This is a genomic window from Streptomyces sp. NPDC048338 (assembly GCF_043201055.1).
GTDB lineage: Bacteria > Actinomycetota > Actinomycetes > Streptomycetales > Streptomycetaceae > Streptomyces.
In genome coordinates this window covers 166578-187212 of sequence record NZ_JBICYQ010000001.1, presented here as the reverse complement: position 1 = coordinate 187212, position 20635 = coordinate 166578, and the positions used below count along the sequence as shown (strand labels likewise).

At 74.0% G+C, this 20635-nt stretch carries 18 protein-coding genes; 11 read left to right on the top strand and 7 right to left on the bottom strand.

Going from position 1 to position 20635, the window contains the following annotated elements; genetic code table 11:
- Positions 1-2: 2 nt before the first annotated feature.
- Complete coding sequence (locus tag ACGFZF_RS00890; RefSeq protein ID WP_393550282.1) at positions 3-1214, bottom strand: pyridoxal phosphate-dependent aminotransferase; 1212 nt, start codon at positions 1212-1214, stop codon at positions 3-5.
- Positions 1215-1299: 85 nt separating this feature from the next.
- Here ACGFZF_RS00890 and ACGFZF_RS00885 point away from each other — a divergent pair, with 85 nt between their 5' ends.
- The 3 genes from ACGFZF_RS00885 (at position 1300) to ACGFZF_RS00875 (ending at position 3602) form a co-directional block, all read left to right on the top strand.
- A complete protein-coding gene (locus ACGFZF_RS00885) occupies positions 1300-1950 on the top strand; it encodes a winged helix-turn-helix transcriptional regulator (protein WP_393550279.1) in 651 nt (216 codons plus the stop codon).
- 253 nt (positions 1951-2203) lie between these two features.
- Positions 2204-2692, top strand: coding sequence for a cupin domain-containing protein (locus ACGFZF_RS00880; protein WP_393550277.1), 489 nt, complete (start codon positions 2204-2206; stop codon positions 2690-2692).
- Positions 2693-2954: 262 nt separating this feature from the next.
- Entirely contained in the window at positions 2955-3602 is a 648-nt protein-coding gene (locus ACGFZF_RS00875) for a uridine kinase (RefSeq protein ID WP_393550275.1), read from the top strand.
- A 44-nt stretch (positions 3603-3646) separates the two neighbouring features.
- Here ACGFZF_RS00875 and ACGFZF_RS00870 read toward each other — a convergent pair whose 3' ends face one another.
- From ACGFZF_RS00870 to ACGFZF_RS00855, 4 genes are all read right to left on the bottom strand, one after another.
- Complete coding sequence (locus ACGFZF_RS00870) at positions 3647-4543, bottom strand: carbohydrate kinase family protein (protein ID WP_393550273.1); 897 nt, start codon at positions 4541-4543, stop codon at positions 3647-3649.
- Positions 4540-5451: a pseudouridine-5'-phosphate glycosidase gene (locus ACGFZF_RS00865; protein WP_393550271.1), complete on the bottom strand. Its 912-nt coding sequence runs from the start codon at positions 5449-5451 to the stop codon at positions 4540-4542. The genes ACGFZF_RS00870 and ACGFZF_RS00865 overlap by 4 nt, the downstream gene beginning before the upstream one ends.
- A 101-nt stretch (positions 5452-5552) precedes the next feature.
- Positions 5553-6743 (bottom strand): hypothetical protein, encoded by a 1191-nt coding sequence (locus ACGFZF_RS00860; RefSeq protein WP_393550269.1) that lies wholly within the window; start codon positions 6741-6743, stop codon positions 5553-5555.
- On the bottom strand, positions 6727-7581 hold the full coding sequence (locus ACGFZF_RS00855; RefSeq protein WP_393550267.1) for a hypothetical protein: 855 nt from the start codon (positions 7579-7581) through the stop codon (positions 6727-6729). The genes ACGFZF_RS00860 and ACGFZF_RS00855 overlap by 17 nt, the downstream gene beginning before the upstream one ends.
- 683 nt (positions 7582-8264) lie before the next feature.
- Between ACGFZF_RS00855 and ACGFZF_RS00850 the strand changes: the two genes are divergently transcribed.
- The 4 genes from ACGFZF_RS00850 to ACGFZF_RS00835 all read left to right on the top strand — a co-directional run bounded on the left by ACGFZF_RS00850 (position 8265) and on the right by ACGFZF_RS00835 (position 12483).
- Positions 8265-8636: a cupin domain-containing protein gene (locus tag ACGFZF_RS00850; protein ID WP_393550264.1), complete on the top strand. Its 372-nt coding sequence runs from the start codon at positions 8265-8267 to the stop codon at positions 8634-8636.
- 249 nt (positions 8637-8885) lie between these two features.
- On the top strand, positions 8886-10229 hold the full coding sequence (locus ACGFZF_RS00845; protein ID WP_393550262.1) for a discoidin domain-containing protein: 1344 nt from the start codon (positions 8886-8888) through the stop codon (positions 10227-10229).
- Entirely contained in the window at positions 10229-11497 is a 1269-nt protein-coding gene (locus ACGFZF_RS00840; RefSeq protein WP_393550260.1) for an MFS transporter, read from the top strand. The genes ACGFZF_RS00845 and ACGFZF_RS00840 overlap by 1 nt, the downstream gene beginning before the upstream one ends.
- Positions 11494-12483: a hypothetical protein gene (locus ACGFZF_RS00835; RefSeq protein ID WP_393550258.1), complete on the top strand. Its 990-nt coding sequence runs from the start codon at positions 11494-11496 to the stop codon at positions 12481-12483. The genes ACGFZF_RS00840 and ACGFZF_RS00835 overlap by 4 nt, the downstream gene beginning before the upstream one ends.
- Before the next feature lie 44 nt (positions 12484-12527).
- Here the strand turns inward: ACGFZF_RS00835 and ACGFZF_RS00830 are convergent, their stop codons facing one another.
- Entirely contained in the window at positions 12528-13820 is a 1293-nt protein-coding gene (locus tag ACGFZF_RS00830) for an MFS transporter (RefSeq protein WP_393550256.1), read from the bottom strand.
- A 90-nt stretch (positions 13821-13910) separates the two neighbouring features.
- On the bottom strand, positions 13911-14474 hold the full coding sequence (locus tag ACGFZF_RS00825; protein ID WP_393550254.1) for a methylated-DNA--[protein]-cysteine S-methyltransferase: 564 nt from the start codon (positions 14472-14474) through the stop codon (positions 13911-13913).
- A 184-nt stretch (positions 14475-14658) separates the two neighbouring features.
- Between ACGFZF_RS00825 and ACGFZF_RS00820 the strand changes: the two genes are divergently transcribed.
- From ACGFZF_RS00820 to ACGFZF_RS00805, 4 genes are all read left to right on the top strand, one after another.
- Complete coding sequence (locus tag ACGFZF_RS00820; RefSeq protein WP_393550252.1) at positions 14659-15561, top strand: MHYT domain-containing protein; 903 nt, start codon at positions 14659-14661, stop codon at positions 15559-15561.
- A gap of 70 nt (positions 15562-15631) precedes the next feature.
- Positions 15632-17761 carry an excinuclease ABC subunit UvrB gene (gene uvrB, locus ACGFZF_RS00815; protein WP_393550250.1) on the top strand — a complete coding sequence of 710 codons (2130 nt, stop codon included), beginning with the start codon at positions 15632-15634 and terminating at the stop codon, positions 17759-17761.
- Positions 17762-17914: 153 nt separating this feature from the next.
- On the top strand, positions 17915-18493 hold the full coding sequence (locus ACGFZF_RS00810) for a TerD family protein (protein ID WP_147977498.1): 579 nt from the start codon (positions 17915-17917) through the stop codon (positions 18491-18493).
- A 120-nt stretch (positions 18494-18613) separates the two neighbouring features.
- Entirely contained in the window at positions 18614-20554 is a 1941-nt protein-coding gene (locus ACGFZF_RS00805) for a TerD family protein (RefSeq protein WP_393550247.1), read from the top strand.
- The last annotated feature ends 81 nt before the right edge of the window (positions 20555-20635 follow it).

Genomic DNA, 20635 nt, shown 5'->3' with positions numbered 1-20635 from the left:
CCCTACTGGCGATAGCCGCCGAGGAAGCGGCCGATGCGGCTGATGGCCGCGTCGAGGTCGTCGGCGTAGGGCAGGGTCAGGATGCGGAAGTGGTCGGGACGCGGCCAGTTGAAGCCGGTGCCCTGCACCACCTGGATCTTCTCGCGCAGCAGCAGGTCGAGGACGAACTTCTCGTCGTCGTGGATCCGGTGCACCTTCGGGTCGAGCCGGGGGAAGGCGTAGAGCGCGCCCTTCGGCTTCACGCAGGACACCCCCGGGATCTCGTTGAGCTTCTCCCACGCGCGGTTGCGCTGCTCGTGGAGCCTGCCGCCCGGGGCGGTCAGCTCGTGGATCGACTGCCGTCCGCCGAGCGCGGCCTGGATGGCGTACTGGGCAGGGGCGTTGGGGCACAGCCGCATCGAGGCGAGCATGGTCAGCCCCTCCAGATAGCTCTTCGCGTGCTGCCTGGGGCCGCTGACGACCAGCCAGCCGGAGCGGAAGCCCGCCACCCGGTAGGTCTTGGAGAGTCCGGAGAAGGTGAGGACGACGAGGTCGGGGGCGAGTGCGGCGGCCGTGTGGTGGACGGCGTCGTCGTAGACGATCTGGTCGTAGATCTCGTCGGCGAACACCATGAGCTGGTGGCGGCGGGCGAGGTCGAGGATGCCCTCGACGATCTCGCGCGGATAGACCGCGCCGGTGGGGTTGTTGGGGTTGATGATCACGACGGCCCGGGTCCGGTCGGTGATCTTCGAGGCCATGTCGTCGAGGTCCGGGTACCAGTCGGCCGACTCGTCGCACAGGTAGTGCACCGCCTTGCCGCCCGCGAGGGTGGTGGTGGCGGTCCACAGGGGGAAGTCCGGGGCGGGGATCAGGATCTCGTCGCCGTCCTCCAGGAGCGCCTGGACGGCCATGGAGACCAGCTCGGAGACGCCGTTGCCGAGGAACACGTCGTCGACGTCGACGTCCGGCAGGCCCTGGGCCTGGTAGCGCTGGGCGACGGCCCGCCGGGCGGAGAGGATGCCGCGCGAGTCGGTGTAGCCGTGGGCGCGTGGCAACATCCGGATCATGTCCTGGACGATCTCCTCGGGCGCCTCGAAGCCGAAGAGGGCCGGGTTGCCGGTGTTGAGGCGCAGGACGCTGTGACCCGCCTCCTCCAGGGCGTTGGCGTGCTCGATCACCGGACCGCGGATCTCGTAGCAGACCTCGCTCAACTTGCTCGACTGCCGGAACTCCATTGCGACGACCTCCCCAGAAACACTGATGCTTGGTTTTACCAAGTTCAAGCTTGGAAAGTCCAACAACTTGTCTAGACTTCGTCGCATGCCACGCCGCCGAAGCTATGACCAGTACTGCGCCGCCGCCCGCGCCCTCGACGCCGTCGGCGACCGCTGGACGCTGCTGATCGTCCGTGAACTCCTCGCCGGACCGCGCCGCTACACCGACCTGCACGCCGATCTGCCCGGGGTCAGCACGGACATGCTGGCCGGCCGGCTCAAGGACATGGAGGGCGCCGAACTCGTCACCCGGCGCCGCCTGCCGCCTCCCGGCCCGGCCTACGTCTACGAACTGACCGCGCGCGGCAGGACGTTGCTCCCGGTGCTGCAGGCCCTCGCGACCTGGGGTGCGACGGCCCTGGAGGAACCCCGGCCCACCGACGCCGTCCGCGCGCACTGGTTCGCCGTCCCCTTGTTGCGCGCCCTGGCCGGTACGGCCGAGGGAGTGGTCCAGGTGACGCTGCCGGAGGGCGAGTTCCACCTGCGGGTCGGAGGCGACGGCGCCCCCGAGTACGGCGACGGCCCGGCCGCGACGGCCGAGGCGCACCTGCGGACGGACACGGCGACCTGCCGGGCCCTGGCGAGCGGGGAACTCACCCTGGCCCAGGCCGTCGCGACGGGCCGCGCCGAGTTCACCGAGTTCACGGGCAGCGCACGGGACTCCGAACTCGTGCCCGTCACCGCTCCGTCGGCCTGACCGCCGTCGCCACTCCGCCGGTCCGGCGACCGTTCGGCCCGCACCCCGTCGGCGCCGCCGCTCCGACCGCCGCCGTCCGGGCCGAACCCCTCGCCGCAGGCCCCGTGCGGCCCGTGCCCGGTCGGGACCCCGCAGCCCCGTGTCCCCGCATCCGGCCCGTATCCCGTCCGGGGCGCGGGTGATCCGGGTAGCGTGATGCTCTTTCGGCGGCCGTCGACCGTACGGCCGCTCAGCGAAGCGGGAGGGGATTTCCATGGAGACGGAGATACGCGGGAGACGGCCCGGCGCACGGCTGCGCAAGGGCCTGGTCGCCGCCGGCACGATCGCGGCGGTGGCGGTCGTCCCGTCCGCCGCGCTGGCCACGCCCGGCACCGGTGTCAGCGGCACGGTCCTCGCCAAGGGCACCTCGGACGGCAGGCTGAGGATCAAGCCGCCCCACGGTGACACCGACGTCACCGTCCGGACCATCACCGTCGCGCCGGGCGGTTCCACCGGCTGGCACCACCACCCCGGTCAGCTCGTCGCCGTCGTCCAGTCCGGCACGCTGACCCGGACCCTGGACGACTGCTCGGTCGAGGAGACCTCCGCCGGCCAGGCGTTCATCGAGCCCGCCGGCCGCAAGCACGTCCACATCGGACGCAACCTGGGCACCGAGCCGGTGGTCCTCTACGTCACCTACCTGCTGCCGAAGGGTGCCCCGCTCTCCGTGGACGAACCGGCCCCCGCCTGCGCACAGGGCTAGGGGGTGTCTTGCCGATCTTGCCGGGCTCGCGGTGTGCTGCGACTCCGTCTCCGGCGTTGTCGTCGGTCGGCATGGCTCCGCCATGCCTCTCTCCTCCGCCTTGGATCCGAAGCCCCAGCACACCGCTCACCGACCCGGCCTGATCGACAAGACACCCCCTAGCACCTCCGGCGCCGGCCGCGGGCCCGACGCCCTCCCCCGCACAGCACCGCGCCGCCGCCCCCGCGCGCTCCCGGCGGCGACCGACCGGCATGATGGCGGGGTGCGATTCACGCCGATCACCTGGGAGAAGCTGACCGACGCCGTCGCGGCGCACGTCGACGCGACGGTTCCCGGCGACGGCGGCGACTGGCTCAGGATCGGGATCGACGGTGCGCCCGCCGCCCCCACCGCGGAGACGGCCCGGCAGATCGCCGCCGCATTGCGGCTGCGCGGCCGGTCCGTGCTCGTGGTGGGCACCGACGGGTTCCTGCGCCCGGCGTCGCTGCGCTACGAGTACGGGCGCCGGGACCCCGACGCGTACTACGGCGGCTGGTTCGACACCGGGGCCCTCTGGCGGGAGGTCCTCGGCCCGCTGGACGCCGGCGGCAGCGGACGGGTGCTGCCCGACCTGTGGGACCCCGCGACCGACCGGGCCACCCGGAGCCCCTACGTGACCCTGCCACGCGGAGGCGTCCTGCTGCTGCACGGCCCCTTCCTGCTCGGCCACTGGTTCCCCTTCGACCTGACCGTCCACCTCCGCCTGTCGCCCGCCGCCCTCGCCCGGCGCACGGAGGAACCCTGGACGCTGCCCGCCTTCGCGCGGTACGAGCAGGAGGTCGGCCCGTCCGACGCCGCCGACGTGGTCGTGCGCGCCGACGACCCCCGCCACCCCGCCTGGACCGGCCTCACCGGCGGCGACGCGGCCTGAGGAGCGGGCGAAGGGGTCCTGTGACGCGGCCCGGCGGGAAGCCCCTACCTGTCGTCGTACGGCGGACGCCCCCCGATCACGGTCACCGCCTCCGCGCCCGCCCGGCAGCCTGCCTCGGCCGCCTCCACCGCGTCCGCCCCCGCCAGCCGGGCGGCGAGGAAGGCGCCCGTGAAGGCGTCGCCGGCGCCCGTGGAGTCGACCGGCCGGACCTCCGGCGCCGGGACCCGGGCGGTCACCGCCCCCGCCTCGGCCACCAGCGCCCCCGCCCCGCCCAGCGTGACGGCGACCAGCGGGAAGCTCCGGCTCAACACCACGGCCGCGGCGGCCGGTTCGGCGAGCCCGGTCAGCAGCCGGGCCTCGTCGGCGTTGGGGAGGAGCACGTCCGCGCCCTCCGTCGCGGCCAGGAACCGGTCCGCCCCCAGCTGCGCCAGGAAACCCGCCGACGCGGGATCCACGCTCACCGGGATGCCCGCCCGCCGCGCGTCCCGCAGCGCGCACCGCGCCGTCTCCCGGCTCGGCGCGGCGAAGAAGAGGTACCCGGACAGGTGCAGATGGGCCACGCCTTCCAGGAGTCCGGGGGACCAGTCGGCGGGGGAGAGGCGCAGGGCCGCGCCGCTGTCGGTCAGGAAGGTCCGCTCGGCGCTCGCGTCGACCAGCGCGATCACCGTCGCCGTCGCGGCGTGCGGGTCCGTGACCAGCAGCGGCCGGACCCCGGCCCGGCGCAGCGCCCGGGCGTGCCAGTCGGCCGCGTCGTCCCCGGTCCGGCCGAGCAGCCGTACGTCCTCGCATCCCGAACGGGCCGCCCAGCAGGCCGCGTTGGCGCCGGCGCCGCCCGGCAGGGTGCGGATCTCGGCCGCCGTGTCCGTGGCGGGCGTCGGCGGGTTCCGGTGCCGGGCGACGACATCGGTGACCACGTCCCCGACGACCAGCAGGCCCGTCACCCGGCGTCGCCGCGGGCCGTCGCGATCCGCGCCGCGAGCCGTACGTTGCCGCGCACCGCGGCCAGGTTCGCCTCCAGGGAGGCGCCGTCCGTGTGCACCGTCAGGTATTCCAGCAGGAAGGGCGTGACGGCCTGGCCGGTGATCCCCTTCTCCTCGGCGGCGGCCAGCCCCTGGGCCAGCACGCGGTCGTGCAGCGCCGGATCGAGCTGGTCGGTCGCGGCGACCGGATTGGCGACGATCAGCGCGGCGGTCGGCCCGCCCAGTGCGTCCCTGGCCCGCATCACGCCGGCGACCTCCTCCGGCGTCCGCACCGTCCAGTCGACCGGCTCGCCCGACGACGCCAGGTAGAAGCCGGGGAACATGTCCGTGCCGTAGCCGAGGACCGTCACGCCCAGGGTCTCCAGCCGCTGGAGGGTCGCCGGGACGTCGAGGATCGACTTGACCCCCGCGCAGACGACCGTGATCCCCACCCGGGACAGCAGCCGGAGGTCCGCCGACTCGTCCTGCGTCCGGGTCCACTCCCGGTGCACCCCGCCGAGCCCGCCGGTCGCGAAGACCCGCAGGCCGGCGGAGTCGGCGAGCCACGCCGTCGCGGAGACGGTGGTCGCACCCGTCGCGCCGGCCGCGAGCGCGGGCGCGAGGTCGCGGTGTCCCAGCTTGCGGACGTCCGGATCCTCCGCGATCCGGTCCAGCCGGGCCGGGTCCAGGCCGACGTGGGCCGTGCCGTCGATCACGGCGACGGTGGCGGGGACGGCGCCCTCGTCCCGTACGAGGGCCTCCAGTTCCCGGGCCACGGCGAGGTTGCGCGGGCGGGGCAGGCCGTGGGCGATGATCGTGGACTCGAGCGCGACGACGGGACGGCCCTCGTGGAGAGCCTCCCGCACCTCTTCGGACACGTGTGTGGACATGCCCCCATCCCTGGCGCGAGGGCGGACCCCTCAAACCTGGCGGTGTCTTGTCGATCTTCCCGGGCTCCCGGCCCGGTCGACGAGACACCCCCGGGAGACGTTCATCGGCCGCAGCCCGGCAGTCCGGGCAGCCGGCCGGCGTCCACGACCTGGATCACGGGCCGGGAGCCGTTCGCCTTGGCGTCTCCCAGGCTGTACGCGACGGCCAGGGCGCCGTCCCTCGCCTGGGCGTAGCCGTACGCCGGCGTGATCCGCGTGTACGAACCCGAGCCGAGGTCCAGGGCGTAGGAGGTCTCCGGGGTGCGCCAGGTGACGAGCCGGCCGCTGACCCGCAGCTGGTCCATGCCGTCGACGGCCGGCGACCGCGTCACCACGGCCGTCGGCCGGGCGTCTCCCGTCCGCCACACCATCAGGGCGGGCTCGCTCTCGCCCGCGACCCAGGCCCAGGTCGTGCCGTCGGAGACGACGGAACGGACGTCGCGGAGGCCGGCCAGCGGCGCGGGCAGGGCGGCGGCCCGCAGCCCCGTCAGGGAGACGGCGGCCAGCCGGGTCGCCGGGCCGGCCGCTTCGCGCCACACCAGGAGTCCGCCGGCGGTGAACGGGGTGTCGAGCACGCCGGTGTGCAGGGCGCGGGGCGCGCCGCCGGTGGCCGGGGCCGCGTAGACGGTGGCCTTGCCGTCGCCGACTCCCTGCGCCCAGTGGACGGTCCCTCCGCTCACGACGGGGTGCGGGAGCGGTCCCGGCCGGTCGGCACGGGCCAGGCGCCGGGCCCTGCCGGTGCTGCCGTCCCAGACGTACAGGCTCCACGGGCTGTCCAGCGTCCGTCCTTCCAGGACGGCGAACGCGGCCCACCGCCGGCCGTCGAAGTCGGCGGCGAGCAGCTGGTGTTCGACGGGGTCGGCGAGCCGCAGCAGGGTGCGGGGGGCGCCGTCCGCCGGTACGAGGGCGGCGCGTCGCCCGCCGGGGCCGCTGAGCTGGACCGCGGTCCAGCCGGGGCCGGTGTCGGTGAGCACCGCCCGCTCGGCGGACGGGGTGCGCACCTCGCCGGCGTCGAGCGCGGAGCTCCAGGCGGCGGGCAGCCGCACCTCGCAGGCGGCGGCCAGGGTCCCCGGACCGGGCCGGGTCGGGGTCGCGACGCCGCTCGGGGCGCGGGGCGCGGTCGTCCCGTCCGCCGCGGTCGTGCGGTCCGGAGCCGTCGTGGGGTCGGGAGCCGGCCGCCCCGACGAGCACCCCGCCAGCAGGATGCCCGTCAGCAGCAGGACCGGCAGAGCGGGCCTACCAGACGTACCCACGGCCGCCCATGATGGTGGTGAGGGTGTCGGAGGAGATGTGCGCCGACTTGGGTACGGAGCCCGCCCAGGAGATCACGCTCGTGCTCACGCCGCCCACCGGGTCGAGGTAGTCGACCTGCGCGGCGGCGGTGTCGGTGTTGTAGCCGTCGATCGACACCCAGTGGAAGATCTCTATGTTCGGGTGGCCGACGAGGTGCGGGCCGCCGGGCACCTCCCAGGCGTTGCCGGCTATCGCGTAGTCGTGGTCGGTGTTGTGGGTGATGTGCTGCTTGAAGTTGGCCTTGTCGGTGGCGGTGGGGGTGTACGGCAGGGCCCTGGGCACGTATCCGGCTCCGGGCAGCCTGTGGTTGAGGGCGTCGGCCATCGGATAGCCGGTCGGGCCGGGCACGTTGATGTCGACGCCGTACCAGGCGGTGCCGCTGGTGTTCGTCTTCAGGAGGGTCGCTGCGTCCTGCTGGGAGCGGCCGGCGACGCCGTCGTGGGCGGACTGGGTGATCACGAGGGTGGCCGGTCCGCACCAGTAGGACGTCTTCTGCGACTGGTGCAGGGCGCCGGAGAGCTTGTACCCGGCGAGGGCGGCCCCGGCCCCGCGTGCGGTGGCGGAGGTGTCGGCGGCCCGCGCCTGCTTGGCGGCGTCGAGTCTGCGCTGGGCGGGGGTCAGGCGCTGTGCGCCGAGGGTGTCGTACGCGGCCTTGTAGGCGGCTCCGGGGGCGAGCGGGGTGTCCGCCTCGCCGGGGGGCGGGGCCGAGGCGTGCGCCGGGGAGGCGGCCGCGGTGGCCGCGAGCAGGGCGGCGGCCGTCAGCGCGAGGGCGCGGGGGAGGAAGGCGGAGGAGGGCATCGCACTCTCCTGTCGGAGGTGGGGGAGGCGTTCACCGGGAGTTTGGCGCGTGCACGTCATGCTTGACAGGGGGCGCGGCACATCGGCCGCGACCGTCATTGGGCGCACCAAAGGCGCCGCCCCCGACCAGCGGGGACATCTGCCGGCAACGTGTCGCGCCGACCCGGTTTTCCGCCGAGCGGCGTGATTCCACCTCGGTGGGCGGGGTGCGCGTATGAGTGATTCCGGGGCCGGAGGTGCCGAGGTGTCCACTCGTCACTTCTACGACGATCCGGGCGCCGGCCACGACCGGATGTACGCCGACCGGGGGTGCGGATGTCGCCGTATGGGGGGTCGTGCGACCGGAATCGAATATTCCGAGGCGGCTTCGGAATCAGTGCCGGAGCGCCCCCATCGGCCCACTCCCGCCCGGCCCGCCCCCGCCGGCCGGGGCGGGTGGTGGGTCTCGGGCGGCACGGGCCCGCGTGTCCCGGCGCCGCCGGTGGCGGGCCCTGTCCGCTCGTCCGGCGGGTGTCGTCCGGAGGGTGCCGGTGACCCGCCCGACTCCACCCCCGAGTGCCCCTTCGGATTTCGTCGTCGCCGCCCGGTTCGGGGAAGTCGCCTGGTCGGGGCCGAAGTGGAGTCGCTCATTCAGCCGGTCCCGGGCGGGGGGAGGCCCGGCGTCCCCGCTACAGTCACCGGCCATGACGACACACGACCAGCCCTCCTTCGCCGTCCACGTCCCCGACGCCGAGCTGGAGCCGGAGCCCCTCGACCCCGCCCAGATCGTCTCCGGGGACCCCGAGGTGACCGGCAAGGTCCTGTGGGAGTCGGCCGACGGCACGCAGGTGCGCGGCATCTGGCAGATCACTCCCGGCGTGGTGACCGACACCGAGGCCGACGAGCTGTTCGTGGTCGTGAGCGGGCGTGCCACCGTCGCGGTCGAGGGCGGCGCCACGCTGGAGGTCGGCCCCGGCGACGCCTGCGTGCTGCGCGAGGGCGACCGGACCACCTGGACCGTCCACGAGACGCTGCGCAAGGCGTACCACATCACCCAGGCGGGCAGTGCGAGTTGAGGGTCTGGTAGGAAGGTTTCCTATCGGATACGCTGCCCGACAGCGGCTCGGCGCGGCGCCCCTCCCGAGGGGCGTGACGCGCTCAGCGAGAGCTCTGACCCGGCCGCCGTGCGCCGCCCCCCGCCGGGCGGCGTCCCGTCGATCCCGCCGCGCGCGTGCGGCCCGATCCGCGGGACGGCCCCCCGAGGGGGGCGCGGCGCTCCGCACCGGTGTCCAGCTCTCGCCGCCCCCAGGCCAGGGAGCCCAGGTATGCGCCTGAACGCCTCCGCCCCACCACGCCACACCCACCTCACCCCGACCCTCGTGCTCACCGCCGTCCTGCTGCTCGTCGGCGGACTGCTGCTCGCCGCGCCCGGCCGCGCCGGGGCGGCCGCCGACCCCCTCCTCTCCCGCGGCAAGCCCGTCACGTCCTCCTCCGTGGAGGACTCCACCCTCGGACCCGCGAACGCCGTCGACGGCGACCCGGCCACCCGCTGGGCCAGCGCCGAGGGTTCCGACCCGCAGTGGATCCGCGTCGACCTCGGGGCGACCGCCGGCGTCTCCCGGGTCCGCCTGACCTGGGAGGCCGCGTACGCCAAGGCGTACCGGATCGAGGTCTCGGCCGACGGCGCGGCCTGGACGCGCCTCGCCACCGAGACCGCAGGGAACGGCGGCACCGACGACTGGACCGCGCTCAGCGGCAAGGGCCGGTACCTGCGCGTCCACGGCACCGCCCGCGGCACCCCGTACGGCTACTCCCTCTACGAACTGGAGGTGTACGGCACCACCGACGGCGGCACCCCGCCCCCGGGAGGCGCCTTCACCGTGGTGGCCGCGGGTGACATCGCCGCCCAGTGCACCGCCTCCAGCAGCTCCTGCGCCCACCCGAAGACCGCGGCCCTGGCGCAGCGCATCGACCCGAAGTTCTATCTGACGATGGGCGACAACCAGTACGACGACGCCCTGCTCTCCGACTTCCGCGCCTACTACGACAAGACCTGGGGCGCCTTCAAGGCCAGGACCCGGCCCGTGCCGGGCAACCACGAGACGTACGACCCCGCCGGACCGCTCGCCGGCTACAAGTCCTACTTCGGCGCGATCGCCTACCCCCAGGGCAAGCCGTACTACAGCTTCGACGAGGGCAACTGGCACTTCGTCGCCCTCGACTCCAACTCCTTCGACGACGCGGCCCAGCTCCAGTGGCTCAAGGACGACCTCGCCCGGACCACCAAGGGCTGCGTCGCCGCCTACTTCCACCACCCGCTGTACTCCTCGGGAGGCCACGGCAACGACCCCGTCTCCAAGCCCGTCTGGCAGATCCTCTACGGCGCCGGGGCCGACCTCGTCCTCAACGGCCACGACCACCACTACGAGCGGTTCGCCCCGCAGGACCCGTCCGGGCGGGCGACGGCCGCCGGCATCGTCGAGATCGTCGGCGGGACGGGCGGAGCGGAGCCCTACCCGATCGAGACCGTCCAGCCCAACAGCCAGAAGCGGATCAGCGGGCCGTACGGCGTGCTGAAGCTCGACCTCACCGACACGACGTACACCTGGCAGTACGTCGGCACCGACGGCCAGGTCAAGGACTCCGGCCCGACCTACACCTGCCACTGATGTACCTCGCGACCACCGGTCGCCCGGACGCGCCGCCGCCCCACCCCGGGGTCCGGCGGCGCGTCTCCGGCACCGTCCTCGCGCTGGGCGCGGTCAGCCTGGTCACCGACGTCTCCTCGGAGATGGTGACCGCCGTGCTGCCGCTCTACCTCGTCCTCGGACTCGGCCTCTCCCCGCTCCAGTTCGGCGTCCTGGACGGCCTCCTCAACGGCGCCACCGCGCTCGTACGGCTCCTCGGCGGCCACGCGGCCGACCGCGGCGGCCGCCACAAGCGCGTCGCGGGGATCGGGTACGCGCTGTCCGCCTGCTCGCGGCTCGGACTGCTCCTCGCGGGCGGCGCGGCCGGCCCGATCGCGGCGTCGCTCGCCGCCGACCGGCTCGGCAAGGGCATCCGGACCGCACCGCGGGACGCGCTGATCACCCTCAGCAGCCCGCCCGACGGCCTCGGCCGCGCCTTCGGCGTCCACCGGGCGATGGACACCACCGGCGCCCTGCTCGGACCGCTCGCCGCGTTCGCCCTGCTCTGGGCGACGGCCGACGCCTACGACGCGGTGTTCGTCGTCAGCTTCTGCACCGGGGTCGCCGGCGTGCTGCTCCTGGTGGTGCTCGTGCCGGACGCGCCCGCCGCCCCTCCGGCGCCGGCAGCCCCCGTACCGCCCCGACGGCGGGCGCCCCGCGCCCCGTTCGCGCCGCTGCGCACACCGGCCTACCGCCGGATCGTCGTCTGCACCGCGCTCCTCGGGGCGGCCACCGTCGGCGACGCGTTCGTCTACCTGCTGCTCCAGCGGCGGCTCGACCTGGCCGTCACGTGGTTCCCCTTCCTGCCGCTCGGCGCGGCGGCCTGCTATCTGCTGCTCGCCGTCCCGGCCGGCCGGCTCGCCGACCGGATCGGACGCCGCCGCCCCTTCCTGTACGGACACGGGGCCCTGCTCCTCGCGTACGCGGCGCTCCTCGCCCCCGGCCCCGACCCCCTCCTCCTCGGGCTCGTCCTCGCGCTCCTCGGGATCTTCTACGCCGCCACCGACGGGGTCCTGATGGCGCTGACCGGCCCGCTCCTCCCGGCCGGGCGCCGGGCGGGAGGACTCGCGCTCGTCCAGACCGTCCAGGCCCTGGCCCGGCTCGTCGCGGCGGCCGGCTTCGGGGCCGCCTGGACGGCGTGGGGCCCCCGGGCCGCGCTCCTGCTGGCCTGCGCAGGGCTCGCGGCGGCCCTCTGCTGCGCCGTGCGTCTGCTGCCCGCCCCGCCGCCTCACGAAAGGTCCCCTTCATGACCGGCACCGGCCGTCCCGCCCGGACCCGTCTCCTGCTCCTCGTCCTGGCCGTCGTCCTGCTCGCCGGCGGCGCCACCGCCTACACCCTCCGCGCGGCCGGGCACGCGACGGCCGGCCGGACCTCGACCGCGGCGGCCCCCGGCTTCACCCTCGAAGGCCCGGCCGGACGCCTGTACTTCCGCGACACGGCGACCGGCCGCGTCGCCCGCCGGGACCCGGCGGCCCCGGACGGACGGGTGGCCGGCGGCCCGGTGTGCGACCGCTTCCACGCCGCCGGGCCCACCGCCCTCTGCCTCCGGCGGCGCCCGGGCGTACCGCCGCGCTCGTACGCCCTCGTGCTCGACCGGAACCTGCGCGAACTGCGGCGGATCGCGCTCCCGGGCATCCCCAGCCGGGCCCGCGTGTCGGCCTCGGGACAGGTGCTGTCCTGGACCATGTTCGCCACCGGCGACTCCTACGCGACCTCCGCCTTCTCGACCCGGACCTCGATCCTCGACCTGCGCACCGGCTACCTCGTCAAGAACATGGAGCAGATCCCGCTCACGCTCGGCGGCCGGCGGTACCACGCGCCCGACGTCAACTACTGGGGCGTCACCTTCGCCCGCGACGACAACCGCTTCTACGCCACCGTCGCGACGGACGGCCGTACCCACCTGGTCGAGGGCGACCTCCGGACCTGGTCGGCGCGGGCCGTGCGGGAGAACGTCGAGTGCCCGTCGCTGTCGCCCGACGGCACCAGGGTCGCCTTCAAGAAGAAGGTCTCGGACGATCCGAAGGCGCCCTGGCGCCTGTACGTCCTCGATCTCCGGACCCTGCGCGAGCACCCGGTCGCCGAGGACCGCAGCATCGACGACCAGGCCGCCTGGACCGACGACCGCACACTGGCGTACGGCCACGAGGGCGCTCTGTGGACGGTCCAGGCCGACGGGTCGGGCCGGGCCCGCCCGCTGGTGTCCGGCGCCTCGTCCCCCGTGGTGCCGCGCTGACGGGCGCGCGGGGCACGCCGGCCGCGGCGGCGCGGTCCGCCGGGTCAGGCGCGGCGGACCGCCCCCCGGACGGCCAGCGCGGCCATCGGCAGCAGCAGACAGGCGCCCACCACGTTCAGCCAGCCGTAGCCCGCCTCGGCCACGATCAGTCCGGCCATCAGCCCGCCGATGCCCGCCGCGGTGTTCATGGTGAAGTCGGACAGGCCCTGGACCGCCGCGCGGGCGGCCTGCGGCACCGAGTCCGTCAGAAGCGCGGAGCCCGACACGAGCCCCGCCGACCAGCCCAGGCCCAGCACGAACAGGCCCACGGCGGTCCGCCCGTGGCTCGGCCCCGCCGTGCCGGCCAGCAGCGCCGCCACCGACAGGAGCCCGACCGCCAGGCCGATCACCGACAGCCGGCCCAGCCGGTCCGACAGCCAGCCCATCACCGGGGAGAAGGCGTACATGCCCGCGATGTGCCCGCTGATGACCAGGCCGATCAGCTCGATCCCCGCGCCGTGATGGCTCAGTGCCACCGGCGTCATCGACATGATCGAGACCATCGCCGTGTGCGAGGCGGCCACGGTGACCAGGGCCAGCCGGGCCCGCGAGGACTCCCGGACCGCCCGCATGCCCGCCCGCAGGGAGCGCCCGTCGGCTTCCTCCCGGTCCGCGGGACCGGCCAGCGCACGGGCCGTCAGGAGGGGGTCGGGGCGCAGCAGCACCGCCATCAGCACCGCGGCGAGCAGGAACACGCCGGCCGCCCAGACGAAGGGTCCGGCCGCCGCCGGGATGCCGAGCCCGGCCACGCTCCGCCCGGCCGGCGCGGCGATGTTCGGGCCGAGGACCGCCCCGATCGTCGTCGCCCAGACCACGGTCGAGATGGCCCGCGCCCGGCGCTCCGGCTCGGCGAGGTCGGCGGCGGCGAAGCGGGCCGCGAGGTTGGCCGAGGAGCCGGCCCCGAAGCCGACCAGACCCAGCAGGAGGAGCGGGAAGCTGTCGACGACCGCGCCGAGGACCACCACGCAGGCGCCCAGCGCCCCCACCAGATAGGCGAGCACGAGTCCCGCACGCCGCCCCCGGGTGGACATCAGGGCGGCCAGCGGCATCGCGAGCAGGGCCGGGCCGGCCACGGTGGCCGTCGAGGCCAGCCCCGACAGCGCCTCGGTGCCGCTGACGTCCTTGGCCAGCACGGCGGCCAGGGCGACCCCGATGGCGATGCCGAGCCCGCCGAGGATCTGGCTGGTGATCAGTACCGCCTGGATCCGGCGCCGGAGCGCGGGCAGCTCGGGTGCCGCGACGGGAGGGGGTATCTCCGCCGAAAGCAGGGCGTCAGGGGCGTCGGGGGTGTTGGTCACTTACGGCAGTGTGCCAGCCGTCCCACCCCGTGGGAACGCCTCCTTGCTCACATCTCCGGGAGCGGCACGGCCGGCCGCCGGGGGCCGCGTTCAGAACAGCGGCTGCGGCAGGACGCCCTCCAGCTCCAGCAGCCTCCGCTTCGTCTCCAGACCGCCCCCGAAGCCGCCGAGCCCGCCGTCGCTCTCCACCACCCGGTGGCACGGCACGACGATCGGCAGCGGATTGGAGCCCATCGCCACCCCGACCGCCTGCGCGGCGCGCGGCTCGCCGACCCGCTTCGCCAGGTCCCCGTACCCCACCACCGTCCCGTACGGCACCCCGATCGCCAGTTCGCGCAGCACCACCCGGTTGAACCCGGCCGTCAACGACCAGTCCAGGGCGACGCCGAACTCGCGCAACCCGCCGTCGAAGTACTCCGCGAGCTGCCGCACGGGTTCGGCGAGGAGCCCCGACGCGTCGTGCACCGGGTCCGCGCCGAGCCGGCCCGCGATCCGGTCCAGGGTCCGCTCGCGCACCCCCTCCTCGGCGTGGAAGACCACGCTCACCAGGCCACGGGCGGTCGCCGCCAGCAGCAGCGGGCCGATGGCGCTGTCCACGACCGCCCACTCCAGCCGCTCCGCGGATCCCCGCGGCGAGGTCGTCTCGCTGTCCATACCGATCACCGTACGACCCGGCACCGACATCGCGGCGGGGTGTCGCCCCGATCTCCCCCGGGCCTTTTCCCGGACCACGTGGTCGCGCGGCTCCCGGCGCGCCATAATCTCGCCCCGGTAGCACTACTCAGCGGTACCGACTGTTTTCGGACGACGTTGCACCACGGGTGGAGGTCACACGCTCATGCAGGGCACGGTCGACGGATTCAGCTACGGCGTCGTCACGCCGGTGGCGGCCTTTCTCATGGCCTGCCTCGGTGGCGCCCTGGGACTGCGCTGCACCACCAGATCGCTCCGCAACCGTGACACCTTCAAAGCCGGCTGGCTGGCGCTGGGCGCCACCTCGATCGGCACCGGCATCTGGACCATGCACTTCATCGGCATGATCGGCTTCTCCGTCCGGCAGGCCCCGATCACCTACGACCGGCCGCTCACCTTCGCCAGCCTGGGCGTCGCCGTCCTGGTGGTCGGCGTCGGCATCTTCATCGTGGGCTACCGCGGCGCGACGACGCTCGCCCTGGTCACCGGCGGCACCATCACCGGTCTCGGGGTCGCGACCATGCACTACCTCGGCATGGCGGGCATGCGGCTCCAGGGCCGCATCGAGTACGACACGGTCACCGTGGCGCTCTCCGTCGCCATCGCCGTCGTGGCGGCCACCGCGGCCCTCTGGGCCGCCGTCTCGGTACACGGATTTCTGGCCAGCCTCGGCGCGAGCATGGTGATGGGACTCGCCGTCACTGGTATGCACTACACCGCCATGGCGGCGGTCAACGTCCACCTGCACGGCGACGGCGCCCTCGCGAGCGGCGGCGACTCCGCCACCTCCCTCCTCCTCCCGATGCTGATCGGCCCGGCGGTCTTCCTGCTGCTGGCCGCCGTCGTCGTCATGTTCGACCCGCTGCTCGTCATGGGCGACCCGGACTGGCAGAAGCCCGCCTCCCCCCGGGCCGTGCGGGCCGGCGTGCCCGCGCCGCGCCGCCCCTCCGCCTACGGGGAGCCCGCCAACTGGTCGGCCCGCCCGGCCTCGGGACGGGCCGCGCGCAAGGGCGTCCCCCGGGGCGCGCACCGCTCCCAGGACTGGTGAGACGGGGGCCGCCGCCATCCGCCCGGCCGTTCACCGCCCGGCTGTCAGTGGGGGGTCGTACGGTGGGTGCATGCGGCCCGTTTCCAAGATCGAACGTTCGGTGGCGCCCTTCGAGGTCGTCAGCCCCTTCCAGCCCAGCGGCGACCAGCCGACGGCCATCGCCGACCTCGAGCGGCGCATCCGCGCCGGCGAGAAGGACGTCGTGCTGCTCGGCGCCACCGGCACCGGCAAGTCGGCGACCACCGCGTGGATGATCGAGAAGCTGCAGCGCCCCACGCTGGTCATGGCCCCGAACAAGACCCTGGCGGCCCAGCTGGCGAACGAGTTCCGCGAGCTCCTGCCGAACAACGCCGTCGAGTACTTCGTCTCGTACTACGACTACTACCAGCCCGAGGCGTACGTCCCGCAGTCGGACACCTACATCGAGAAGGACTCCTCGATCAACGAGGAGGTCGAGCGGCTGCGCCACTCCGCGACGAACTCCCTGCTCACCCGTCGGGACGTCGTGGTGGTGGCCTCCGTCTCCTGCATCTACGGCCTCGGCACGCCGCAGGAGTACGTGGACCGGATGGTCCCGCTCAAGGTCGGCGAGGAGTTCGACCGCGACCAGCTGCTCCGCCGCTTCGTCGACATCCAGTACGCGCGCAACGACCTGGCGTTCACACGCGGCACCTTCCGGGTCCGCGGCGACACCATCGAGATCTTCCCGGTCTACGAGGAGCTCGCCGTCCGCATCGAGATGTTCGGCGACGAGATCGAGGCGCTGTCCACGCTGCACCCGCTCACCGGCGAGGTCATCAGCGAGGACCGCGAGCTGTACGTCTTCCCCGCCAGCCACTACGTCGCCGGCCCCGAGCGCATGGAGCGCGCGGTCGACGGCATCGAGCGCGAGCTCGAGAGCCGTCTCGCCGAGCTCGACAAGCAGGGCAAGATGCTGGAGTCGCAGCGGCTGCGCATGCGCACCACGTACGACATCGAGATGATGCGCCAGATCGGCTCCTGCTCCGGCATCGAGAACTACTCGATGCACTTCGACGGCCGCGAGCCCGGATCCGCCCCGAACACCCTCCTCGACTACTTCCCCGAGGACTTCCTGCTCGTCATCGACGAGTCGCACGTCACCGTGCCCCAGATCGGTGCCATGTACGAGGGCGACGCCTCGCGCAAGCGGACCCTGGTCGACCACGGCTTCCGGCTCCCCTCGGCGCTCGACAACCGCCCGCTGAAGTGGGAGGAGTTCCAGGAGCGGATCGGCCAGACCGTCTACCTCTCCGCCACCCCCGGGACGTACGAGCTGTCCCGCGGGGACGGCTTCGTCGAGCAGATCATCCGCCCCACCGGCCTGGTCGACCCCGAGGTCGTCGTCAAGCCCACCGAGGGCCAGATCGACGACCTGGTCCACGAGATCCGGCTGCGCACCGAGAAGGACGAGCGGGTGCTCGTCACCACGCTCACCAAGAAGATGGCCGAGGACCTCACCGACTACTTCCTGGAGCTGGGCATCCAGGTCCGCTATCTCCACAGCGACGTCGACACCCTGCGCCGCATCGAGCTGCTGCGCGAGCTGAGGGCCGGCGAGTACGACGTCCTGGTCGGCATCAACCTGCTCCGCGAGGGCCTCGACCTCCCCGAGGTCTCCCTCGTCGCCATCCTCGACGCCGACAAGCAGGGCTTCCTGCGCTCGGGCACCTCGCTGATCCAGACCATCGGCCGCGCCGCGCGCAACGTCTCCGGACAGGTCCACATGTACGCGGACAAGATCACGCCCGCGATGGAGAAGGCGATCGACGAGACCAACCGGCGCCGTGAGAAGCAGAACGCCTACAACACCGCCCACGGCATCGACCCCCAGCCGCTGCGCAAGAAGATCAACGACATCGTCGCCACGATCGCGCGCGAGGAGGTCGACACCGAGGAGCTCCTCGGTACCGGCTACCGCCAGGGGAAGGACACCAAGGCGCCCGTCCCCGCGCTGGCCGCGCACGGCACGAAGAGCCGGGGCAAGGCCGCCAAGGCCGGCTCCACGGTCGAACTCGGCGACCGGCCCGCCAGCGAACTGGCAGCGATCATCGAGGAGATGACCGACCGGATGCGCGCCGCTGCGGCGGAGCTGCAGTTCGAGGTGGCCGCGCGGCTGCGGGACGAGGTGGGCGAGCTGAAGAAGGAGTTGCGCCAGATGAAGGAGGCGGGCCTGGCCTGAGCGGCCGGGCTCCGGGGCCTGTCCGGTGTGTTGCAAGACCGACACAAAACCGGACCGCGCCTGCTGCGGTGTCGGTGACACTGCGTAGGGTGCTGCACAACCGCACGTTCGGCATGGACTGCCGCGGGGATCGCACAACGAGAGGGGACGAGCGTGACGGTCAACATGACCAAGGGTCAGGCCATCAGCCTGGAGAAGCAGGGCGGGGGCGCCCTGACCGCGGTGCGGATGGGCCTCGGATGGCAGGCGGCGCCCCGGCGTGGGCTGTTCGGCTCGCGCACCCGGGAGATCGACCTGGATGCCTCGGCGGTGCTCTTCGCCGACAAGCAGCCGGTGGACGTGGTCTTCTTCCGTCACCTGGTCAGCGACGACGGCTCCGTGCGTCACACCGGTGACAACCTGGTCGGCGGCGCGGGCCAGGGCGGCGACGACGAGTCCATCCTCGTCGACCTCCAGCGCGTCCCGGTCCACATCGACCAGATCGTCTTCACGGTGAACTCCTTCACCGGCCAGACGTTCCAGGAGGTGCAGAACGCCTTCTGCCGGATCGTCGACGAGACCAACGGCCAGGAGCTGGCCCGCTACACCCTGGACGGCGGCGGCCAGTACACCGCGCAGATCATGGCGAAGGTGCACCGTGCCGGCTCCGGCTGGCAGATGACCGCCCTGGGCAACCCGGCCAACGGCCGGACCTTCCAGGACCTGATGCCGGCGATCCTGCCGCACCTGTAGGCGCTCCCGCCCGCGCATCCCACAGCTCCCGGAGGCAGTCGGCCGCCGGGAGCTGTCCCGCATGACCGAGACGATCACGACACGATCCGAGCGATCGCAGCATTCGAGGGGACAGAGCCGATGACGGCCGAGCTGGTCCGGGGGCAGAACCACCCCCTGCCCGACACCCGACTGGAGATCCGGGTGTCGGCCGGCCATCCCGTCGTCGCCGGAACCACCCTCGGCGACGAGCGGGGGAGGGTCGCCGGCGTCGAATGGATCGCCCACCCCGGCTCGCCCTCCCTGCCGGGGATCGAGGTCTCCCAGCAGGCCGCGGCCGACCACCGCCTGGCCGTCGACCTGGAGGCGGTCCCGGACTCCGTCCACCGCGTCTCGGTCCTCCTCGCGCTGCCCGTCGGCGCCGGCGGCCCGTCCCGCTTCGGCGCCGCCGCCGCGCCCTTCGTCGCCGTGACCGCCCTCGACGGCACGGAGATCGCGAGTTACACGATCACCGGCCTCGACAGCGAGTCCGCCGTCGTGGCCCTGGAGCTGTACCGCCGCCAGGGCGCCTGGAAGGTCCGTGCCGTGGGCCAGGGGTACGAGGGCGGCCTGGCGGCCATGCTCGGCGACCAGGGACTGGAGAACCCCGCCGAACTGGCCGCCGCCATCCTGGAGGCCGTCGTGCGGGGCATGGCGCGGTCCGTGGCGTCTCCGCCCCCGCGCGTCCCCGAAGCGGAGCGGGTGCGCCACTCCGCCCCGGCGACCGCGGCGGACACGGCCCCGACCGTGCCCGTGACCCCGCCGCCCGGGCCGGCACCGGCGCCCGGACCGGCCGGCGGCACGCCCTCCGGTCAGGGCGGCCCGATCGACTACGCGCATCCGCGCCGTGCCGCCGCCCCGCAGTCCCCGCCGCAGCCCGCGCCCCGCGCGGAGCCGCAGCAGTCCCCGCCCGTCCCCGTCGCAGGGGACGCCGCCGGCTGGTCCATGGACGAGCGGCTGTACAACCAGGTCTGGGGCATGTTCGAGGACCTGGCCCGCACCACCGCCGCGTACCGCAGCGCCTGCGACTTCGCCGAGTCCCGCCTCGACCAGGAGCTCGACCGCGTCCTCTCCGACCCGCGCAGCCGCATCGGCGGCACCGGAGACGCCGCCCGTACCGAGGCCCGGGCCAAGCACGACGAGCTCACCGCCCGGGCCCAGGAGGCCCTGGACCGCGACCTCGCCCAGCTCGTCGCCGAGTCCGAGGTCGTCGAACCCGCGCTGCCCCCGGCCTTCGCCCGCTGGGACAGCCCCGTCTGGCACGGCTACCGCGTCCCCATGGAGACCCCCATGGCCCTGCGCCTGGGCGACCTCCACCTTCCCGAGCGGACCGATCTGCACATCCCCATGCTGATCCGCCTCCCGCTGGAGCGCGGGCTGTGGGTGGACAGCGGGCGCGGGCGGTCCGAGGCCTCCGCGCTCCTCGACGAGGCCGAGCTGCGCCGGCTCGCCCTGGACACCGCGGTGGCGCACACGGCCCGGCTGCTCGCCGTCTATCCCGCCGGCGACTTCACGGTCCACGTCCTCGACGCGGCGGGCTCGGGCGCCGCGTCCCTCGCGCCGCTCGTGGAGTCGGGCGTCCTGGCCGCCCCGCCGGCCGCCGGCGCGGCCGGTGTCTCCGCCGTCCTGGCGCAGCTCACCGAGCGCGTCGACCTGGTCCAGATGGCGGTGCGGGCCGGCGCCGCGGACGCGCTGCCGCCCGGCATGGACACCGCCGAGCAGCTGCTGATCGTCCACGACTTCCCGCACGGTTTCGACGACCGGGCCGTCACCCAGCTGCGCTACCTGGCGGACGAGGGCCCGCAGGTCGGCGTCCACCTGCTGATGGTCGCCGACCGCGAGGACGCCTCGGCGTACGGGCCGCTGCTGGATCCGCTGTGGCGTTCGCTGCTGAGGGTGACCCCCGTCGCCGACGACCACCTGGCCGATCCGTGGGTCGGGCACGCCTGGACCTACGAACCGCCGCGGATCCCGGCGGGCAGCGCGGTGCTCCGTCAGGTACTGGCCCAGGTCGCCGAGGCACGTCGTCAAGGGTGGCGCTGACCTGGCCTTTTGGTGGCTCTTTACCCTCCCCTTTACCTTCCTTTGGTGTTTCGGGTAGTCTTCTCGGCGCGGAGGGGAGTA